The sequence below is a fragment of the Hydrogenophaga intermedia genome, assembly GCF_023715105.1.
Lineage (GTDB): Bacteria > Pseudomonadota > Gammaproteobacteria > Burkholderiales > Burkholderiaceae_C > Hydrogenophaga > Hydrogenophaga intermedia_A.
This window is the reverse complement of the sequence record NZ_JAMBNO010000018.1, coordinates 59,429-77,492: the sequence shown is the minus strand read 5'-3', so window position 1 is coordinate 77,492 and position 18,064 is coordinate 59,429. Positions and strand designations below refer to the sequence as shown.

Genomic DNA, 18,064 nt, shown 5'->3' with positions numbered 1-18,064 from the left:
AACGGGTAAACCCTAGCTATCGTTTTTTTCGAATGCTGGACGAGCTTATTTTGTATTTTGAAACGGTCAAGCCCCTGCCTAGCATGCGTGCCAGCCCAGGCGCCGTGCGGCCCCTGTGGTCGTGTTCAACCCGCAGACAACCGAGGTGATTGACCCATGAAACACGCACACCGCCCACTTTCCAGGCCCCTGGCCCGCGCCCTGGCGGGCATGGCCGTAACCGCTTTCGCGTTCGGCGCGCTGAGCACCAGTGCCCACGCGCAGAAGGCGCTGGACAAGCTCGGCAAGCCCGAAGGCCAGGTCGACATCGTGGCCTGGCCCGGCTACATCGAGCGCGGCCAGACCGACAAGAACTTCGACTGGGTGACCGACTTCGAGAAGAAGACCGGCTGCAAGGTCAACGTGAAGACCGCGGGCACTTCCGACGAGATGGTGGCGCTCATGAACGAGGGTGGTTTCGACCTTGTCACCGCCTCCGGCGATGCGTCGATGCGCCTCATCGCGGGCAAGCGCGTGCAGCCGATCAACGTGAACCTGATCCCCAGCTTCAAGAACGTGGACCAGCGCCTGCAGAAGGCGCCCTGGCACTACGTGAACAACACGCACTACGGCACGCCGTACCAGTGGGGCTGGAACGTGCTCATGTACAACACCACCGTCTTCAAGGACAAGCCGCCCACCAGCTGGAACGTGGTGTTCGAGGAGATGACGCTGCCCGACGGCAAGAGCAACAAGGGCCGCATCCAGGCCTTCGACGGCCCGATCTACATCGCCGACGCCGCGCTCTACCTGATGAAGAAGAACCCGGCGCTGGGCATCAAGGACCCGTACGAGCTCAACGAGGCGCAGTACAAGGCGGCGCTCGAGCTGCTGCGCGGCCAGCGCAAGCTGGTGGGCAAGTACTGGCACGACGCCTTCGTGCAGATCGACGACTTCACCAACGAGGGTGTGGTCGCGTCGAGCAGCTGGCAGTTCATGGCGAATATCTTGAAGAGCAAAAACCGCCCGGTGGCCACGGTGGTGCCGGTGGAAGGCGCCACGGGCTGGGCCGACACGACCATGATGCACGCCGAGGCCAAGAACCCGAACTGCGCCTACCTGTGGATGGAGCACTCGCTCAACCCCAAGCTGCAGGGTGACCTGGCGGCGTGGTTCGGTTCGGTGCCCGCGGTGCCGGCGGCCTGCAAGGGCAACAAGCTGCTCACTGACGAGGGCTGCAAGCGCCAGGGCTTCGAGAGCTTCGATCGCATCTCGTTCTGGAAGACACCCACCACCAAGTGCGCGACACAGAACAACGCCTGCGTGCCGTACCACCGCTGGGTGACCGACTACATCGCGGTGCTCGGGGGCCGTTGATCCCATGACGGTTGCAGTCACCCTGGAGGCGGTGTCCTGCGTGTTCGGCAGCGGCGCACAAGCGGTGCGCGCTGTCGATCATGTGGACCTCACGATCGACGGCGGCGAGTTCTTCACCTTGCTCGGGCCCTCGGGCTCGGGCAAGACGACTTGCCTGCGCATGATCGGCGGCTTCACGCTGCCCACGAGCGGAACCATCCGCATCGGCGGGCTCGACGTGACGCACCAGCCGCCCTATGCGCGCCCGGTGAACACCGTGTTCCAGGACTACGCGCTGTTTCCGCACATGAGCATCCGCGACAACGTCGCCTACGGGCTGATGGTGCAGCGCGTGGAGAAGGCCGAGCGGCACCGCCGTGCCGAGGAAATGCTCGAGCTCGTACGCCTGCCCGGCGTGGGCGATCGCCGGCCCGGTCAGCTCTCGGGCGGCCAGCGCCAGCGCGTGGCGCTGGCGCGCGCGCTCATCAACCGCCCGCAGGTGCTGCTGCTCGACGAACCCCTGGGCGCGCTCGACCTCAAGCTGCGCGAGCAGATGCAGACCGAGCTCAAGGCGCTGCAACGTCAACTCGGCATCACCTTTCTCTTCATCACGCACGACCAGCACGAGGCGCTCTCGATGAGCGACCGCATCGGCGTGTTCAACAACGGACGGCTCGAGCAGGTGGGCGATCCGGCCACCATCTACAACCGGCCCGCCACGCGCTTCGTGGCCGAGTTCGTGGGCGCAGCCAACGTGCTCGACGGCCAGCGCGCGCGCACGCTCACCGGACTGCCCAGCGCCATGCTGCGGCCCGAACGCATCCAGCTCGTGGCCGACGGCGAGGGCACCATCAGCGCCACCGTGATCGACGCGCAGTACTTCGGCGCCTTCTCGCGCCTGCGGGTGGACTGGCACGGCGAAGCCATCGCGATCGACCTGAGCCCCGAGCAGCACCCCACGCTGCCCGCGCCGGGCAGCAGCGTGGGCCTGCGATGGGCCGCCGACGCGGTGCACCCGCTGGCCGCCGCCCAGGGGGCTCAATGACCATGGCCGCCGCACTGCCCCTGGTACCGCCCGCGCGCCCCGGCCCGCTGCGGCGCCTGTCGGACGTGCTGTACCGCCACCGCGCGCTGGCGCTTGCCGCGCTGCTGGTGCCGCCACTGCTGTGGTTCGGCGTGATCTACCTGGGTTCGTTGTTCGCGCTGCTGGCCAACAGCTTCTTCGCGCTCGACGAGTTCTCGGGTCTGGTGGACCGCTCGACGCTCACCTTGCAGAACTTCCGTGACCTGCTGCAGCCCGCCAACCTCGACGTGGCGTGGCGCACCGTGCTCATGGCCACCCTGGTGACGGTGGCGTGCACGGTGATCGCGTTTCCCATCGCGTACTACATGGCCCGTTACGCGCGCGGGCCGCAGAAGGCGCTGCTCTACATCGCGGTCATGCTGCCGCTGTGGTCGAGCTACCTGGTGCGGCTGTACGCCTGGAAGCTGCTGCTGGCCAAGGAGGGCGCCATCGGCTGGGTGCTGGCCGAGCTGCACCTCACCTGGGTGCTCGACGCGGTGCTCGCCACGCCCGGCATCGGCGGCAACTCGCTGTCGTTCTCGCGCCTGGGCACCTTCATCGTGTTCGTCTACATGTGGCTGCCGTTCATGATCCTGCCGATCCAGGCAGCCATCGAACGCATCCCGGGCTCGCTCATCGAGGCCTCGAACGACCTGGGCGCGCGCGGCGGCACCACCTTCTGGAAGGTGATCTTCCCGCTGGCCATGCCCGGCATCGCCGCAGGCTCGATCTTCACCTTCTCGCTCACGCTGGGCGACTACATCATTCCGCAGGTGATCGGCGACTCCACGCTGTTCATCGGCCAGGTGGTCTACCGCCAGCAAGGCGTGGCGGGCAACATCCCGTTCGCGGCCGCGTTCTCGCTCGTGCCCATCGTGGTGATCGGCGTGTACCTGTGGTTCGCGAAGAAGCTGGGGGCCTTCGATGCGCTTTGAACAAGCCCACCCCCGCAGCGGCTGGCGCCGCTTCCCCCCTGCAAGGGGGCGGTACCAGCGGCCCGGCAAAGCCGGTTCCGCGGTACCCCTGGTTTCGGCGCGGGCGCGCCATGATGGTCACGTTGCGGGGAGGTGGTCATGAAGCGAGATCCCTCTCGCGCGGGTTGGGGCCTGCGCGGCGCGACCTGGGCCGCGGTGCTGTTCCTGCACATCCCGCTCGCGCTCATCATCCTGTATGCCTTCAGCGCGGAGGACAAGAGCTACGTGTTCCCGCCGCCGGCGCTCACCACGCAGTGGTTCGCGGTGGCCTGGGAGCGCGAGGACGTGTGGGCCGCCATCGGCCTGTCGATGCGCGTGGCGCTGATCGCCACCGCCGTGGCCATGGTGCTGGGCACGCTGGCCGCTGCGGGCCTGGCGCGCACGCGCTTCTTCGGACGCGACGCGATCTCGTTGCTGCTGATCCTGCCGATCGCGCTGCCCGGCGTGGTCACCGGCATCGCGCTGCGCAGCGCCTACAGCACGATGGAGATACCCTTCAGTTTCTGGACCATCGTGATCGGCCACGCGACCTTCTGCGTGGTGGTGGTCTACAACAACGCGGTGGCGCGTCTGCGGCGCAACAGCCCCTCGCTCATCGAGGCCTCGATGGATCTCGGCGCCGACACCTTCCAGACCATCCGCTACGTGATCCTGCCGCAACTGGGCTCGGCCCTGCTGGCGGGCGGGCTGCTGGCCTTCGCGCTCAGCTTCGACGAGGTCATCGTCACCACCTTCACCGCGGGCCAGCAGACCACGTTGCCGATCTGGATGCTGCAGGAGCTGATCCGCCCGCGCCAGCGCCCTGTGACCAACGTGGTGGCGGTGGTGATCATCGCGCTCACCTTCATTCCCATCCTCGCGGCCTACTACCTCACCCGCGCCGACGAACAACCCACCGGCCGCTGACCCAACACCTGCACGATACGGAGACCACCATGGGCAAGACCCCCGATTTCACGAGCTCGCTGCACACGGAACTGTTCATCGATGGCCAGTTCGTCGCCGGCGAAGGCGAGGCCGAGAAGGTGCTCAACCCCGCCACCGGGGAACTGCTGGCGCAGGTGCCCGAAGCGTCGTATGAGCAGATCCACCGCGCGGTGCTGGCAGCCAACCGCGCCTTCGACAGCTGGAGCGACACCACGCCCGCCGAACGCGCGCGCCTGCTGCTCAAGATGGCCGACGCGGTGGAGGCCAACGCCGAGGCCTTCGCGCGCATCGAGTCGCTCAACTGCGGCAAGCCCTATGCGCGCGCCTTCGAGGACGAGATCCCCGCCATCGCCGATTGCTTCCGTTTCTTCGCGGGCGCGGCGCGCAACCTGCACGGCCCGCTGGCGGGCGAGTACCTCGCGGGCCACACCAGCATGATCCGGCGCGATCCGATCGGTGTGGTCGGCTCCATCGCGCCCTGGAACTACCCGCTGATGATGGCCGCCTGGAAGATCGCGCCCGCGCTGGCGGCCGGCAACACGGTGGTCCTCAAGCCCAGCGAGCAGACGCCGCTGACCAGCCTGCTGCTCGCGCGTGTGGTGGCCGACATCCTGCCCAAGGGCGTGTTCAACGTGGTGTGCGGCCGCGGCGCCAGCGTGGGCCAGCCGCTGGTGGAGCATCCACTGGTGCGCATGGTCTCGCTCACCGGCGATGTGTCCACCGGCCGCAAGATCCTGCAGGCAGCCACCGGCACCTTGAAGCGCACGCACCTGGAGCTGGGCGGCAAGGCGCCGGTGATCGTGTTCGACGACGCCGACATCGACGCCGTGGTCGAAGGCATCCGCACCTTCGGCTACTACAACGCCGGGCAGGACTGCACCGCAGCCTGCCGCCTGTATGCGGGCGCCAAGGTGTACGACCGCCTGGTGGCCGACCTCAGCAGCGCGGTCAAGACGATCAAGATGGGCACGCAGGACGAGGCCGGTGTGGAACTCGGCCCGCTGATCAGCGACCGCCAGCGCGACCGTGTGGCCAGCTTCGTGGAGCGCGCGCAGATGGTGGGCCACATGGAGATCACCGCCGGCGGCAAGATGCGCGCGGGCAACGGCTTTTTCTACGAGCCCACGGTGATTGCCGGTGCGCGCCAGGACGACGAAATCGTGCGCCGCGAGGTGTTCGGCCCGGTCGTCTCGGTCACGCGCTTCTCCGACCCCGACGAGGCCATCACCTGGGCCAACGATTCCGACTACGGCCTGGCCTCTTCGGTGTGGACGCAGGACGTCGGCCGTGCGCTCAAGGTGGCGCGCAAACTGCAGTACGGCTGCACCTGGATCAACACGCACTTCATGCTGGTCAACGAGATGCCGCACGGCGGCGTAAAGCACAGCGGCTACGGCAAGGACATGTCGATGTACGCGCTGGAGGACTACACCGTGGCCCGCCATGTGATGGCGAAACTGTGACCTGATCCGGGGCGCGCGGCACGCGCCGCGCGCCCACGGCGGTCCCGGGTGGTTGCGCCCGGGCCGGCCCGCGTTTTCTGGTGTGGCGGTGCTTGCCGCGCCACACCATCTGGAAATTTCGTACCAACGCGGTATTCACGAAGTTTCCACCACGAGCGACAAACGGCGGTTACCCGTCTCGGCGATCGCCTCCGCGGTCCATGGCGTCACACTTGCGCTCGTTCAATGTCCGTTTCGTCGATTTGCCGCGGTGTTCATGCAGCCGCGTTGCTCGCGTTTGCCCTGGGGCCTTGTCTGGCCCAGTCGCTCTCCCCATCACCATCGCGCAAGTCACCAACGGCACTGGCCGCAGCGCACGCAAGCCCGGTCATTCCCGACCGCCACCCTGGTTCCGCGCCCGGCGAACGCCCACGCCTGCAGGCGGGTGGCCTGAGTCTGGACGAGTCGGGTGCGCGCTACCGCAGCGACACAAGCGACGGGCGGCTGAGCGCCAGCATCGGGCGCGACTGGGGCAGTGCAGGCGGCCTGCGGCTGGGCGTCGATTACGCGCGCCTGATCAGCGACACCTGGGCCGTGGGCCTCAACGGTGTGGCCGGCATCGAGCACCAGGAGATCGTGCTCAACGGCCTGTACTCCCCGCGCCCCGATCTGCATGTCGGGGCCTCGCTGGGATGGCTGCGGGACACCAACACTTACCCGTTCCATTCCGGGCCCGACGACGTGGTGGTCGCGCAGGGTTCGGCACTGGTGCGCGTCATCAAACGCTTCGAGCAGCATCGTTGGCTCAGCGAACTCAATGCCAGCGCGTATGTCAGCCGTGCGCGCAAGCCCGATGTGCCCGATGCGGTCATGTTCGAGGACTCACCCACGACCTTGCGCGTGCTGGTCGATCCGCGCGAGATCTCGCCCGGGCACCTGCAGGGATTCAACCTCGGCTTGGGTCTGACCCCCTGGTCGAACGTCGACATCAGGCTCTCGTTGGGCCGTGAGCGCCTGCGGTACCGATTTCAGGACGGCTCGTTCGAAAAATCCGCCCACACCACGGCCGGGCTGACCTACGCACACTCGCTCTCCGATTGCTGGGAGGTCCTGGGTCGCTACGACACCGCCGCTGCCGGCGACCGGGCGTCATTCGGTCTGCGCCGCGGCAGTTGGCACCTTGCGCTGACGCGCGACAGCGGTTCTGCGGGCATGAAGGCGCGAACCCGTTTGCTGGTCGGCATGCAGACGTCCCTGGGCGCTGCACCGCCTCGTTGTGGCGGCGTCAGGTCGCGGCGCGCGGCCGAGGTGCACCGGCTCGACGAGGTGTTCCAGCGCCCGCGCGAGCTGCCCACCCGTGCGCTGGCCAAGGTGGACCTCACTGCGCGGCCCAGCGTGCTCGCCACGCTGGACAAAGCCGGCCTGTCCGGTGCCACCGTCAGTGCCACGCCCGATGCGCTGATCCTGCGAACGGCCTTGCCCGCCACAACCGTGCTCGACCTCCTCGTCAACGGTGCGTCCATCCCCAACGTGGGCGCCGATGGCCACCCGGTGGTCTGGGTGCAGGGCGGCGCGCTGCACATCGGTGTGCGCCGCTTCCCCAACCCTGGCGCCGGGGTGGGCTTGCCGGCCGAAGTGGTGTTCGAGGTGATTGATCCCATCCATGGCCCGACCTTGTCCTCGGCGACTTTCATCGTTCAGGGGTTCTGACATGAGCAACCCGCTGCGGCCCTGCATGGCGACCATGAGCCGCATCGCCGCCCGCATCGCAGATACAGCCTGGCAAGCCCTGCTGTTCCTCATGCTCGGCATGCCGGTTGCCTGGGCCTCCGGCGTTTCCATCAGCAACTTGACGATCACCACCTTCAAGCAGATCGCCTTCGCCGAGGCCGAGATCAGCATAGGCCAGGGTGACAAGATCACACGCACCGCCACCACCCGCCACAGCAGCGGCACCGTCAGCTACCGCAGCGTCAACCCGGCCATTGCCACCGTGGACGCGCTGACGGGCGAGGTTACCGCCGTGCTCGATGGCGAGACCACCATCATCGCCACCCAGGCCGCCCAGCCGCCCTACCGGCATGCCACGGCCAGCTACAAACTCAAGGTGAACGGCACCCCGGTCACACCCACGTTTACTTGGTCCGATCAAACGGTTCGACTGGGCAACACCTTGACCCTGAACGACCCCACGGACTCGCCGAACAAGCTTGGCGCGTTCAGCTATGTCGTCAACCCGGACAGCGCCGGCAGCATCATCGCCACGGTCGACAACCAGACGAAGGTGCTGACGCCATCCCGCGTGGGCAGCACCACCATCACAGTGACGCAGGCGGCGGCAGGCAACCACAAGGATGCCCACCTCACCGTGACGCTCACGGTCGATGAGGCCATTGCGCCGAACACGCCAGGGGAGGAGGCCCCCCTGAGCCCCAACACACTGGCATTGGCGCCCATCACCAAAGTCACGACCGATCCGGCTTTCATGCCCGCATGGACCGGTGCTGTCGGCGACCCCACCTCCATCCAGGTGTCCTTGAACAACCCGGGCTCGCACGTGGTGGCCAAGCTGGCCAGCGACGGCCGGACCATTGTGCTGACCGGGCTGGCGGGCGAGGCCGAGGTGGTGCTGACACAACCGGCTCAGAACGGCTGCCAGGGGACTCGTGTCGTGGCCAGCCTCACGGTCAAGCCGGCGCCCTTCCAGATCACGGACTTCACCGACTTCGAGGTCGATTACATCCTGGGGCGGGGAGCCATACCGACCAAGTACTCGCTCCCGACAGATCTGGCGAAGCCCGCGGGCAGCACGTCCGATTTCATCTTCACCATCGACGGATACAGCTCCGTGGCTTCCATCGAGGGCAATACCCTGTTGGTGCACCGCCGCGGCCAGGCCACCATCACCGCCACCTTGCCCGCCGATGAACTGCGCCATTTGGAGGCAAAGAAGCAGGTGACCGTGTACGTCGAGTACTACGACCCGCCACCTTCTGGCCCCGTGCTGGGCACTGGCGGGGTGGATATCGATCTCACCCCCATCCGGCGCAGGGTGCTCCCCGTGCCGTAAAAAAGCCCGGCGGTGGCCGGGCTGATGAGGGGTGACAGCAGCAGTGGATCAGCTCGCCGGCTCGGCCACGTAGATCTCGACCCGGCGGTTCATGGCGCGGCCGGCGGGCGTGCTGTTGTCGGCGATCGGCTCGCGCGAGCCGCGGCCGTCGGTGGCGATGCGTGCGGCAGACACGCCGCGCGAGACGAGGTAGTCGCGCGTGGCGTTGGCGCGATCGAACGAGAGCGGGTTGTTGATCGCATCGCTGCCCGAACTGTCGGTGTGGCCGATGATGGCCACCTGTGTGCCCTGGTTCTGCTGCAGCGTGGTGGCGAACTGGCCCAGCACGCGCACCAGCGTTGGGCTCAGGGTGGCGCGGCCGCTGGCAAAGCCCGCGTCGGCCGGGATGTCGAGCTTCAAGCGGTTGTCGGCGGTTTGACTCACGCCGATGCCGGTGCCTGCGGTGGCCGCTTCCATCTGGCGCTTTTGCTCCTGCATGCGCGTGGACCAGATGTAGCCGCCCAGGGCGCCGGCGCCCGCGCCGATGACAGCCCCGCGCGCCGCGCCTTTGGAGCCGCCCGTGAGTGCGCCGAGCACCGCACCGGCCGCGGCACCGATGCCGGCGCCCTTGGCGGAGTCCTGCTGCGTTTCGCTCATGTTGGCGCAGCCGCTGACGGCCAGCGCAACGGCCACGGTGACGAGCGTGAAGCCTCGGGTGAGAGATGTGGTTCGGATGGTCATGATGGGTACTCCTCGCTGGTGCTTGTCGATTGTTGAAGGGAAAGTATGAGGCCGCGATGCCACCACCGCGACCCGTGGGTTGTAGACCAACGCCTAAACTTATACCCCTCTCGGGTGTTCGCCTGACAGGTATCCGACGAACTTACAAATGCTTTCATGAAAACGCTGACCCTGGGCCAGAGCCCCCTGCAAGTGACGCCCATCTGCCTGGGCACGATGACCTTCGGTGAACAGGTGAACGAGGCCACCGCGCACACCATTCTCGACCGCGCGATCGAGCGCGGCGTGAACTTCCTCGACGCGGCGGAGATGTATTCCGTGCCCGCGCGCGCCGAAACCTGCGGTTCGACCGAAACCATCATCGGCAACTGGTTCTCGCGCACGCCCGGGCTGCGCCGCAAGGTGGTGCTGGCCACCAAGGTGGCCGGGCCGTCGCGCGGCATGCCCTGGATCCGCGGCGAGGTGGCTGGCCTGAGCAAGGCCGAGATCGTGCAGGCTTGCGAGGGCAGCTTGCGCCGCCTGCAGACCGACGTCATCGACCTCTACCAGATCCACTGGCCGGCGCGCAACGTGCCGGCGTTCGGCGCGATGGTTTTCGACCCCACGAAGGACAAGCCGCACGCCTCGATCCACGAACAGCTCGATGCCATGGCCGAGCTCGTGAAGGCCGGCAAGGTGCGTGCGATCGGCCTGTCCAACGAGTCCCCGTATGGCGTGCACGAGTTCGTGCGCCTGGCCGAACAGCACGGCCTGCCGCGCGTGACCACGGTGCAGAACCCGTACTGCCTGATCAACCGCTCGTACGAGAACGGCCTGGACGAAACCTGCCATCGCCTCGGTGTGTCGCTGCTGGCGTATTCGCCGCTGGGCTTCGGCTTGCTCACGGGCAAGTACGACAACACTGGCCTGGTTGGCGATCACGGTCGCATGGCGATCTTTGAGAGCATGCGCAAGCAGCGCTGGGGCCGCCCCGAGGCGCTGGCCACCGCGAAGCGCTACAACGCGCTGGCGCGCGAGCATGGCCTCACGCCGTCGCAACTGGCACTGGCGTTTTGCTACCGCAACTGGCGCGTGGCCAGCACCATCATCGGTGTGACCAGCGTGACCCAGCTCGACGAGTGTCTGGACGCCTGGGGCGTGCAGCTCTCGCCCGAACTGCTGGCCGCCATCGACGCGATCCGCTGGGAGTCGCGCGATCCGGCGCAATGAGCAAGAAGGCCGCGCACGTCAGCGAGACGCCCGCCACCGTCTGGCTCAAGGCGCACGGCGTGGCGTTCACCGAGCATCCCTACGAGTATCTCGAGCACGGCGGCGCGCAACACAGCGCGCAGGTGCTCGGGCTCGACCCGTTCGCGGTGGTCAAGACGCTGATCATGCAGGACGAGAGCGCGAAGCCGCTGGCCGTGCTCATGCACGGCAACCGCACGGTGTCGACCAAGAACCTCGCGCGCCAGATCGGCGCCAAGTCGGTCGAACCCTGTAAACCGGAGGTGGCCAATCGGCACAGCGGGTTTCTGGTGGGCGGCACCTCGCCGTTCGGCCTGAAGCGCGCGATGCCGGTGTACGTGGAGTCCACGGTGCTGGCGTTGCCGAAGATCTGGATCAATGGCGGGCGGCGCGGCTTCCTGGTCGGCATCGATCCGTCGGTGCTGAGCGGCCCGCTGGGTGCGAAGCCGGTGCAATGTGCGCTGGCAGAATGACGCCCGCTTTCCATAACGAGTGAGGAGACGAGCTTGCAAGCGCTGTACCCCGCGCTGGCCACCCTGGCCGCGTACCTGATCGGATCGTTGTCGTTCGCCGTGGTCGTGAGCCGCTTCATGGGCCTGGCCGATCCGCGCACCTACGGCAGCAAGAACCCCGGCGCCACCAACGTGCTGCGCTCGGGCAACAAGGCCGCGGCCGTCGTCACGCTGCTGCTCGACGCCTTGAAGGGCTGGTTGCCGGTGGTGCTGGTGCAGGTGTACGGCGAGCGCTACGGGTTGGGCGCTGGCACGGTCGCGCTGGCGGGTTTCGCGGCCTTCCTGGGCCACCTGTTCCCGGTGTTCTTCCGCTTCCAGGGCGGCAAGGGCGTCGCGACGGCGGCCGGTGTCATCCTGGCCTTCAACCCCTGGCTGGGCCTGGCCTCGCTGGCCACCTGGGTCATCATCGCCTTCTTCTTCCGTTACTCGTCATTGGCGTCCATCGTCACCGCGGTGTTCGCGCCGGCTTACTACCTGCTGGGCGGCGGCGTGGCCTGGGAGGCGCCAGGCGTGATGGTGCTGGCCCTGGCCGCCATGGCGGTGTTGCTGGTGTGGCGTCACGCGGAGAACATCAACCGCCTGATCGCAGGCACCGAAAGCAAGCTGGGAGCGAAGAAGAAATGAACCCCGACATCACGCGCATCGGCATGGCCGCGCGCTACAGCGAGGCCGCCGTGTTCAACGGCATCGTGTTTCTGGCCGGCATGGTCCCCGAACGGGGTGACGTCGACATCCGCGGCCAGACCGCGGACGTGCTGCAGCAGGTGGAGCAGCGCCTGAAGGAGTGCGGCAGCGACAAGTCGCGCATCCTGCGCACCGAGATCTTCCTCACCGACATCCGCGACATCGCGGCCATGAACGAGGTGTGGGATGCCTGGGTGGTGCCCGGCGCCGCACCGCCGCGCGCCACGGTGCAGGCCGCGCTCGCCAATCCGGCTTACCGCATCGAGATCGTGGTCACGGCCGCGCAGGCCTGATCAATACCGCCGCTCCAGCGTGAGCTGGTCGTTGGTGCGCTGCATCTGGAAGCGCGTGAGAAAGCTGTTTCCCAGCAGCACGAAGGGCATGGGCTGCGGCAGCACGATGGCCGCCACGCCGTAAATCTGCGCGTCGCCCACGCGCACGGAATCGAGCTGCAGCTGGTGTCCGACCACGTTGCCGTTGGCCGTGCCCACCTGCACCTTCTGCCCCTTCTCGAACGCCAGGCCCAGGCGGCGCGCCTCGGCCTCGCCGATGACGACCTGGCTGGCGCCGGTGTCCACCAGGAACTGCACCGCGCGCCCGTTGATCTGGCCCTGCGGCATGAAGTGACCCCGCGCGTCGGCCGTGAGCACCACGCGAGCGCTGGCGGCTTCTGCCGTGGCCACGCGGCCATGGCTCACGGGCGCATCGCCCACGCGCAACGTGTGGCGCTGCCCGTCGAATTCGACCACCGCGTTTTCGCCCTGCACCGACACCACGCGCACGCCCTGGTGCGTCTGTCCCGCAGCCACGAAGCGCGGCGCGCCGCCGTCGATCACCAGCAGCGCCTTGCTGCCCGACACGCCGGAAAGCGCCACCGATTGCGCCCATGCCGCGCCGGTTGCGCCAGCGAGCACCGCCGCGATCAGTGCCCGCCGCATCGTCAGTCGCGGAAGTTGTTGAACGAGAGCGGCAAGTCCTTCATCTCGGTGCGGATGATGGCCATCGCCGCCTGCAGATCGTCGCGCTTGGCACCGGTGACGCGCACCGCGTCGCCCTGAATGGCGGCCTGTACCTTGAGCTTGCTGGCCTTGATGGCCTGCTGGATCTTCTTGCCATCCTCGGTGGCGATGCCGTTGCGCACCTTGGCCACCTGTTTGACCTTGTCGCCGCCCACCTTCTCGACCTTGCCCATGTCGAGGAAACGCACATCCACGTTGCGTTTGGCCAGCTTGTTGCGCAGCACGTCCTCGATCTGCTGCAGCTGGAAATCAGCGTCGCCGTGCAGCGTGATTTCCTTGTCCTTGAATTCGATCGCCGCGCTGGTGCCCTTGAAATCGAAGCGCGTGCCGATTTCGCGCGCCACCTGATCGACGGCATTCTTGACTTCAACGAGATCGGCTTCGAGGACGGTGTCGAACGACGGCATGGCAGGACTGGTGTGGGTGAGAAAATCGCGGCCATGATAGTCGAGAAGCAGGTACCGCTACAGGCCCACAACAGCTTTGGCATCGTGGCCAAGGCACACCATCTGGCGCGCATCCGCAGCGAGGCGGATCTGGCGCAATTGCGCGCCACGCCCGAGTGGGAGGTGCTCACGCGCGACGCCATGCCCTTCGTGCTGGGCGGGGGCAGCAACCTGGTGATCACGGGCGATGTGAAGCCGCTGGTGCTCAAGGTCGAGATCATGGGCCGCCGCCTGGTGGAGGAGACCGGCAAGGGCTGGCTGATCGAGGCCGGCGCGGGCGAGAACTGGCACGCCTTCGTGCAATGGACGCTGCAGCAGGGCTGGCCCGGGTTGGAGAACCTGGCGCTGATCCCGGGCACGGTGGGGGCCTCGCCGGTGCAGAACATCGGTGCCTATGGCGTGGAACTGCAAGACCGCTTTCACTCGCTCGACGCGATCGACCTGCGCAGCGGCGAGGCGTTCACGCTCGACGCCGCGCAATGCGGCTTCGGCTACCGCGACTCGGTGTTCAAGCACGCCTCCGCCGACATGCGCGATTTCGGCCTGGCCGGCCGCGCGCTCATCACGCGGGTGCGCTTCTGGCTGCCCAAGGCCTGGAAGCCGGTGCTGGGCTACGCTGATCTGGAGCGCAAGATGGCCGAGACCGGCAACACCGCGCCCGACGCACAGACCCTGTTCGACTGGGTCTGCGCCATCCGCCGTGCCAAGCTGCCCGACCCGGCCGTGATCGGCAACGCCGGCAGTTTCTTCAAGAACCCCACGGTGACGCCCGAGCAGTGCGCCGACATCATCGCGCGCGAACCCAAGGTGGTGCACTACCCCATGCCCGACGGCACGGTGAAGCTCGCTGCGGGCTGGCTGATCGACGCTTGCGGCTGGAAGGGCCGCGGTGTGGGCAACGCCGGTGTCTATGAGAAGCAGGCGCTGGTGCTGGTGAACCGCGGCGGTGCGACCGGCGGTGAGGTCGTGACGCTGGCGAGGGCGATCCAGACCAGCGTGTACGAGCGCTTCGGCATCCGGCTCGAACCGGAACCCGTGGTCATTTGAGCACCCACGAAAAAGCCGCCCGAGGGCGGCTTTTTCGATGGTCTTTCAGACGCTCACTCGCCTTCTAGCCTGAGCATGTCCGAGCCCGAGCCCAGCGACACCAGGCCGGCGCGCGCGTACACGCCCAGCTTGCCGCGCGTGTCGGTGATGTCCAGGTTGCGCATGGTGAGCTGGCCGATGCGGTCCAGCGGGGTGAAGGGCGCGCCTTCCACCTTTTCCATCGACAGCCGCTCGGGCGCGTAGGTGAGGTTGGGGCTCTCGGTGTTGAGGATGGAGTAGTCATTGCCGCGGCGCAGCTCGATCGTCACCTCGCCGGTGATGGCGCGTGCCACCCAGCGCTGCGCCGATTCGCGCAGCATGATGGCCTGCGGGTCGAACCAGCGGCCCTGGTAGAGCAGGCGGCCGAGCTTCAAGCCGTTCATGCGGTATTGCTCGATGGTGTCTTCGTTGTGGATGCCCGTGACCAGGCGCTCGTAGGCGATGAACAGCAGCGCCAGGCCCGGGGCCTCGTAGATGCCGCGGCTCTTGGCCTCGATGATCCGGTTCTCGATCTGGTCGCTCATGCCCAGGCCGTGGCGACCGCCGATCTCGTTGGCCTTCATGATCAGGTCGACCAGGCTGTCGAACGTCTGGCCGTTGAGGGCCACCGGCTGGCCGTCCTCGAAGCGCACCGTCACCTCTTCGGGCTTGACCACGCAGTCCTCGCGCCAGAACGGCACGCCCATGATGGGGTTGACGATGCGGATGCCGCTGTTGAGGTGCTCCAGATCCTTCGCCTCGTGCGTGGCGCCGAGCATGTTGCTGTCGGTGCTGTAGGCCTTCTCCACGCTCATCTTGTAGTCGAAGCCGTTGGCGATGAGGAACTCGCTCATCTCCTTGCGCCCGCCGAGCTCGTCGATGAAGGTCTGGTCGAGCCAGGGCTTGTAGATCTTCAGGCTCGGGTTGGTGAGCAGGCCGTAGCGGTAGAAGCGCTCGATGTCGTTGCCCTTGAAGGTGGAGCCGTCACCCCAGATGTTGACGTCGTCCTCCTTCATGGCGGCCACGAGCATGGTGCCGGTCACGGCGCGCCCCAGCGGCGTGGTGTTGAAGTAGGTGATGCCCGCGGTGCTGATGTGAAAGGCCCCGCACTGCAACGCGGCAATGCCTTCGTGCGCGAGCTGCTGGCGGCAGTCGATCAGGCGCGCCTTTTCGGCGCCATAGGCCATGGCCTTGCGCGGGATGGCGTCGTAGTCGCTCTCGTCGGGCTGGCCGAGGTTGGCGGTGTAGGCATAGGGCACGGCGCCCTTTTTCTTCATCCACAGCAGGGCGGCGCTGGTGTCCAGGCCGCCGGAGAAGGCGATGCCGACCTTCTGTTGCGTGGGCAGGTGTTGCAGGATGGTGGCCATGGTTGTGTGTCCTGTGTCAGCGGGTCAGCCGAAGTGGCAGATGTAGTGGTAGGCCTCGCTCACGCGGATCTGGAAGCTGCTGTTGCCGGGCACGTGGAACTTGTCACCGGGGCCGCTTTTCTGCCAGGTGCTGCTGCCAGCCAACAGGTATTCGCAGCCACCGGCCACGCATTCCATGATCTCGGGCGCGCCGGTGTTGAAGGTCAGCGTGGCGGGCAGAACGACGCCCACCGACTTCTTCGTGCCGTCGGCCAGCGTGAGGCTGTGGCTCACGCACTTGCCGTCGAAATAGACGTTGGCCTGGGTGGCGACGGTCACGCCGCTGATCTGGGTGGTGCTCATGGGATGGTGGGGCTGCGGAGGGACAAACCGCGGATTTTAGGCCGCTGGCCGCGCGCGGCGGTCCCGGTGCCGGTAGGACCGGGCGGCCGCCTTCAGCGTCGGGTGGCCCAGTCCGCCGCGTCGAAGCCCACCGTGATGGCGCCGTCGTTCCACACCACCACCGGGCGCTTGATCAGGCTGGGCTGGCTGATCATCAGGGCGCGGGCGCTGGCGGCGTCGGTCACGGCGGCGCGCGTGGCGTCGTCCAGCGCACGCCATGTGGTGCCCTTGCGGTTCAGCACGGCCTCCCAGCCCGCGGCAGCGATCCAGGCGTCCAGTCCGGTCTCGGGCACACCGAGTTTCTTGAAGTCGTGGAAGCGGTGTTCGCGTCCGTTGGCGTCGAGCCAGGCGCGCGCCTTTTTCACCGTGTCGCAGTTCGGGATGCCATGCAGCGTGATCATGGCCGGCATTGTCCGCGAGCCCCGACGGGCAAGTGGCGGGTGGGACAATTCGCGCCATGCTGCACATCCCCGTTCCCGACCATCCCACGACGCTGGCCGATTGGCTGGCGCATGCCGAACGCCTGCACCCGGTCGTCATCGACATGGGGCTCGAACGCGTGCAGGTGGTGGCGCGGCGCATGGGCCTGCAACTCGATTGCCCGGTGATCACAGTGGCGGGCACCAACGGCAAGGGCAGCACCTGCGCCTTGCTCGAGTCGATTTACACCCAGTCGGGCTACCGCACGGGTGTGTACACCTCGCCGCACCTGGTGTATTTCGAGGAGCGCTGCCGCATCGAGGGCCAGCCCGTGGCGGCCGACGAGCTGGTGCCGGCCCTGGCCGAGGTCGAGGTGGCGCGCCGGGGGCAGGGCGGCGAGGCCGAGATCAGCCTGACCTATTTCGAGTTCACCACGCTGGCCATCCTGCGCTGCATTGCGCGCGCCGGTGTCGATGTGGCCATCCTGGAGATCGGCCTGGGCGGGCGGCTGGACGCGGTGAACATCATCGATGCGGATTGCGCGGTGATCACCAGCATCGACCTCGACCACACCGCCATCCTCGGCCCTGATCGCGAGAGCATCGGGCGCGAGAAGGCCGGCATCATGCGCACTGGCCGCCCGGTGGTGGTGAGCGACCCGGCGCCGCCGCAAAGCGTGATCGACCACGCGCGCGAAATCGACGCCGACCTGTGGCGCGTGGGCGCCGATTTCCACTTCGCGGGTGACAAGCAGCAGTGGGGCTGGGCCACCCACCCTACGCGCGGCGCGCGCCGCTACAGCGGCCTGCCATACCCGGCACTGCGCGGTGCCAACCAGCTCGTCAACGCCGCGGGCGTGCTGGCGGCGCTCGAGGCCTTGCGCGGGCGACTGCCCGTCACTGCGCAGGCGGTGCGCACGGGCCTGGTGCTGGTCGAGCTGCCCGGGCGCTTCCAGATCTTGCCCGGCACGCCCACCCTGGTGCTGGACGTGGCGCACAACCCGCATTCGGTGGCCGCGCTGACCGAGAACCTGGATGCCATGGGCTTCTACCCCTGCACGCACGCCGTTTTCGGCGCCATGGCCGACAAGGATCTGGACGCCATGCTGTCGCGCGTGGCCCCGCTGGTGGACCGCTGGTACCTGTGCGACCTGCCGATCGCCCGGGCCATCAAGGCGGTCGATCTGGTGCCGCACATCCAGGCGCTGCCGGCGGGCGAGAAGGCACTTGCGGGCACCTTTGCCAGCCCCTCGCTGGCGCTGTCCGCGGCCCTCGGTGCTGCGGGGCCGGCTGATAGAATTGTGGTCTTTGGCTCGTTCTACACCGTCGGTGGTGTGCTGCAGGACGGCCTGCCGAAGCGGGCGGCCAAACACCTGGGCACTTGAAGGTCCGGAGCCGTCGATCCACCGCCCC

General features: G+C 67.4%; 19 protein-coding genes. 13 read left to right on the top strand and 6 right to left on the bottom strand.

Annotated elements, in window-relative coordinates:
* Nucleotides 1-156: 156 nt before the first annotated feature.
* The 7 genes from M3149_RS17080 to M3149_RS17050 all read left to right on the top strand — a co-directional run bounded on the left by M3149_RS17080 (nucleotide 157) and on the right by M3149_RS17050 (nucleotide 8,811).
* Nucleotides 157-1,356 carry an ABC transporter substrate-binding protein gene (locus tag M3149_RS17080; RefSeq protein ID WP_251710752.1) on the top strand — a complete coding sequence of 400 codons (1,200 nt, stop codon included), beginning with the start codon at nucleotides 157-159 and terminating at the stop codon, nucleotides 1,354-1,356.
* Between the two features lie 4 nt (nucleotides 1,357-1,360).
* Nucleotides 1,361-2,380, top strand: coding sequence for an ABC transporter ATP-binding protein (locus tag M3149_RS17075; protein ID WP_251710751.1), 1,020 nt, complete (start codon nucleotides 1,361-1,363; stop codon nucleotides 2,378-2,380).
* A gap of 2 nt (nucleotides 2,381-2,382) precedes the next feature.
* Nucleotides 2,383-3,333 (top strand): ABC transporter permease, encoded by a 951-nt coding sequence (locus M3149_RS17070; RefSeq protein ID WP_251710750.1) that lies wholly within the window; start codon nucleotides 2,383-2,385, stop codon nucleotides 3,331-3,333.
* 138 nt (nucleotides 3,334-3,471) lie between these two features.
* Nucleotides 3,472-4,278, top strand: a complete 807-nt coding sequence (locus tag M3149_RS17065) for an ABC transporter permease (RefSeq protein ID WP_251710749.1) — start codon at nucleotides 3,472-3,474, stop codon at nucleotides 4,276-4,278.
* 29 nt (nucleotides 4,279-4,307) lie between these two features.
* Nucleotides 4,308-5,762, top strand: a complete 1,455-nt coding sequence (locus tag M3149_RS17060) for a gamma-aminobutyraldehyde dehydrogenase (RefSeq protein WP_435370757.1) — start codon at nucleotides 4,308-4,310, stop codon at nucleotides 5,760-5,762.
* Nucleotides 5,763-6,029: 267 nt separating this feature from the next.
* A complete protein-coding gene (locus tag M3149_RS17055) occupies nucleotides 6,030-7,451 on the top strand; it encodes a hypothetical protein (RefSeq protein WP_251710748.1) in 1,422 nt (473 codons plus the stop codon).
* Between the two features lies 1 nt (nucleotide 7,452).
* The gene (locus M3149_RS17050) at nucleotides 7,453-8,811 is read left to right on the top strand and encodes an Ig-like domain-containing protein (protein WP_251710747.1); all 1,359 of its coding nucleotides are present in this window, start codon (nucleotides 7,453-7,455) and stop codon (nucleotides 8,809-8,811) included.
* Nucleotides 8,812-8,859: 48 nt separating this feature from the next.
* Here the strand turns inward: M3149_RS17050 and M3149_RS17045 are convergent, their stop codons facing one another.
* The gene (locus M3149_RS17045; RefSeq protein WP_251710746.1) at nucleotides 8,860-9,531 is read right to left on the bottom strand and encodes an OmpA family protein; all 672 of its coding nucleotides are present in this window, start codon (nucleotides 9,529-9,531) and stop codon (nucleotides 8,860-8,862) included.
* Between the two features lie 156 nt (nucleotides 9,532-9,687).
* Between M3149_RS17045 and M3149_RS17040 the strand changes: the two genes are divergently transcribed.
* Genes M3149_RS17040 through M3149_RS17025 form a run of 4 tightly spaced genes read left to right on the top strand, consistent with a single transcriptional unit; the run spans nucleotide 9,688 to nucleotide 12,247 of the window.
* A complete protein-coding gene (locus M3149_RS17040) occupies nucleotides 9,688-10,740 on the top strand; it encodes an aldo/keto reductase (protein ID WP_251710745.1) in 1,053 nt (350 codons plus the stop codon).
* Nucleotides 10,737-11,231, top strand: coding sequence for an aminoacyl-tRNA deacylase (locus M3149_RS17035; RefSeq protein WP_251710744.1), 495 nt, complete (start codon nucleotides 10,737-10,739; stop codon nucleotides 11,229-11,231). Before M3149_RS17040 ends, M3149_RS17035 begins: the two co-directional genes overlap by 4 nt.
* A 33-nt stretch (nucleotides 11,232-11,264) precedes the next feature.
* The gene (gene plsY, locus M3149_RS17030; protein ID WP_251710743.1) at nucleotides 11,265-11,894 is read left to right on the top strand and encodes a glycerol-3-phosphate 1-O-acyltransferase PlsY; all 630 of its coding nucleotides are present in this window, start codon (nucleotides 11,265-11,267) and stop codon (nucleotides 11,892-11,894) included.
* On the top strand, nucleotides 11,891-12,247 hold the full coding sequence (locus M3149_RS17025; protein WP_251710742.1) for a RidA family protein: 357 nt from the start codon (nucleotides 11,891-11,893) through the stop codon (nucleotides 12,245-12,247). Before plsY ends, M3149_RS17025 begins: the two co-directional genes overlap by 4 nt.
* Here the strand turns inward: M3149_RS17025 and M3149_RS17020 are convergent, their stop codons facing one another.
* Together M3149_RS17020 and M3149_RS17015 are read right to left on the bottom strand one after the other, a co-directional pair.
* Complete coding sequence (locus M3149_RS17020) at nucleotides 12,248-12,892, bottom strand: retropepsin-like aspartic protease family protein (protein ID WP_251710741.1); 645 nt, start codon at nucleotides 12,890-12,892, stop codon at nucleotides 12,248-12,250.
* A gap of 2 nt (nucleotides 12,893-12,894) precedes the next feature.
* Nucleotides 12,895-13,380 carry a YajQ family cyclic di-GMP-binding protein gene (locus M3149_RS17015; protein ID WP_251710740.1) on the bottom strand — a complete coding sequence of 162 codons (486 nt, stop codon included), beginning with the start codon at nucleotides 13,378-13,380 and terminating at the stop codon, nucleotides 12,895-12,897.
* A gap of 33 nt (nucleotides 13,381-13,413) precedes the next feature.
* On the opposite strand from M3149_RS17015, the gene murB reads away from it, so the two are divergent.
* Nucleotides 13,414-14,466, top strand: coding sequence for a UDP-N-acetylmuramate dehydrogenase (gene murB, locus M3149_RS17010; protein WP_251710739.1), 1,053 nt, complete (start codon nucleotides 13,414-13,416; stop codon nucleotides 14,464-14,466).
* A 53-nt stretch (nucleotides 14,467-14,519) separates the two neighbouring features.
* Here murB and argG read toward each other — a convergent pair whose 3' ends face one another.
* From argG to M3149_RS16995, 3 genes are all read right to left on the bottom strand, one after another.
* Complete coding sequence (argG, locus tag M3149_RS17005; RefSeq protein WP_251710738.1) at nucleotides 14,520-15,851, bottom strand: argininosuccinate synthase; 1,332 nt, start codon at nucleotides 15,849-15,851, stop codon at nucleotides 14,520-14,522.
* Between the two features lie 24 nt (nucleotides 15,852-15,875).
* Nucleotides 15,876-16,193, bottom strand: coding sequence for a pyrimidine/purine nucleoside phosphorylase (locus M3149_RS17000; protein WP_251710737.1), 318 nt, complete (start codon nucleotides 16,191-16,193; stop codon nucleotides 15,876-15,878).
* Nucleotides 16,194-16,285: 92 nt separating this feature from the next.
* Nucleotides 16,286-16,633 (bottom strand): ArsC family reductase, encoded by a 348-nt coding sequence (locus M3149_RS16995; RefSeq protein WP_251710736.1) that lies wholly within the window; start codon nucleotides 16,631-16,633, stop codon nucleotides 16,286-16,288.
* A gap of 56 nt (nucleotides 16,634-16,689) precedes the next feature.
* Between M3149_RS16995 and folC the strand changes: the two genes are divergently transcribed.
* Nucleotides 16,690-18,036 (top strand): bifunctional tetrahydrofolate synthase/dihydrofolate synthase, encoded by a 1,347-nt coding sequence (gene folC, locus M3149_RS16990; RefSeq protein WP_251710735.1) that lies wholly within the window; start codon nucleotides 16,690-16,692, stop codon nucleotides 18,034-18,036.
* The last annotated feature ends 28 nt before the right edge of the window (nucleotides 18,037-18,064 follow it).

Excerpts from the sequence above, each read along its gene's own strand:
- M3149_RS17080 (WP_251710752.1), top strand. The coding sequence starts at position 157 with ATGAAACACGCACACCGCCCACTTTCCAGGCCCCTGGCCCGCGCCCTG.
- M3149_RS17075 (WP_251710751.1), top strand. The coding sequence starts at position 1,361 with ATGACGGTTGCAGTCACCCTGGAGGCGGTGTCCTGCGTGTTCGGCAGC.
- M3149_RS17070 (WP_251710750.1), top strand. The coding sequence starts at position 2,383 with ATGGCCGCCGCACTGCCCCTGGTACCGCCCGCGCGCCCCGGCCCGCTG.
- M3149_RS17065 (WP_251710749.1), top strand. The coding sequence starts at position 3,472 with ATGAAGCGAGATCCCTCTCGCGCGGGTTGGGGCCTGCGCGGCGCGACC.
- M3149_RS17060 (WP_435370757.1), top strand. The coding sequence starts at position 4,308 with ATGGGCAAGACCCCCGATTTCACGAGCTCGCTGCACACGGAACTGTTC.
- M3149_RS17050 (WP_251710747.1), top strand. The coding sequence starts at position 7,453 with ATGAGCAACCCGCTGCGGCCCTGCATGGCGACCATGAGCCGCATCGCC.
- M3149_RS17045 (WP_251710746.1), bottom strand. The coding sequence starts at position 9,531 with ATGACCATCCGAACCACATCTCTCACCCGAGGCTTCACGCTCGTCACC.
- M3149_RS17040 (WP_251710745.1), top strand. The coding sequence starts at position 9,688 with ATGAAAACGCTGACCCTGGGCCAGAGCCCCCTGCAAGTGACGCCCATC.
- M3149_RS17035 (WP_251710744.1), top strand. The coding sequence starts at position 10,737 with ATGAGCAAGAAGGCCGCGCACGTCAGCGAGACGCCCGCCACCGTCTGG.
- M3149_RS17025 (WP_251710742.1), top strand. The coding sequence starts at position 11,891 with ATGAACCCCGACATCACGCGCATCGGCATGGCCGCGCGCTACAGCGAG.
- M3149_RS17020 (WP_251710741.1), bottom strand. The coding sequence starts at position 12,892 with ATGCGGCGGGCACTGATCGCGGCGGTGCTCGCTGGCGCAACCGGCGCG.
- M3149_RS17015 (WP_251710740.1), bottom strand. The coding sequence starts at position 13,380 with ATGCCGTCGTTCGACACCGTCCTCGAAGCCGATCTCGTTGAAGTCAAG.
- murB (WP_251710739.1), top strand. The coding sequence starts at position 13,414 with ATGATAGTCGAGAAGCAGGTACCGCTACAGGCCCACAACAGCTTTGGC.
- argG (WP_251710738.1), bottom strand. The coding sequence starts at position 15,851 with ATGGCCACCATCCTGCAACACCTGCCCACGCAACAGAAGGTCGGCATC.
- M3149_RS17000 (WP_251710737.1), bottom strand. The coding sequence starts at position 16,193 with ATGAGCACCACCCAGATCAGCGGCGTGACCGTCGCCACCCAGGCCAAC.
- M3149_RS16995 (WP_251710736.1), bottom strand. The coding sequence starts at position 16,633 with ATGATCACGCTGCATGGCATCCCGAACTGCGACACGGTGAAAAAGGCG.
- folC (WP_251710735.1), top strand. The coding sequence starts at position 16,690 with ATGCTGCACATCCCCGTTCCCGACCATCCCACGACGCTGGCCGATTGG.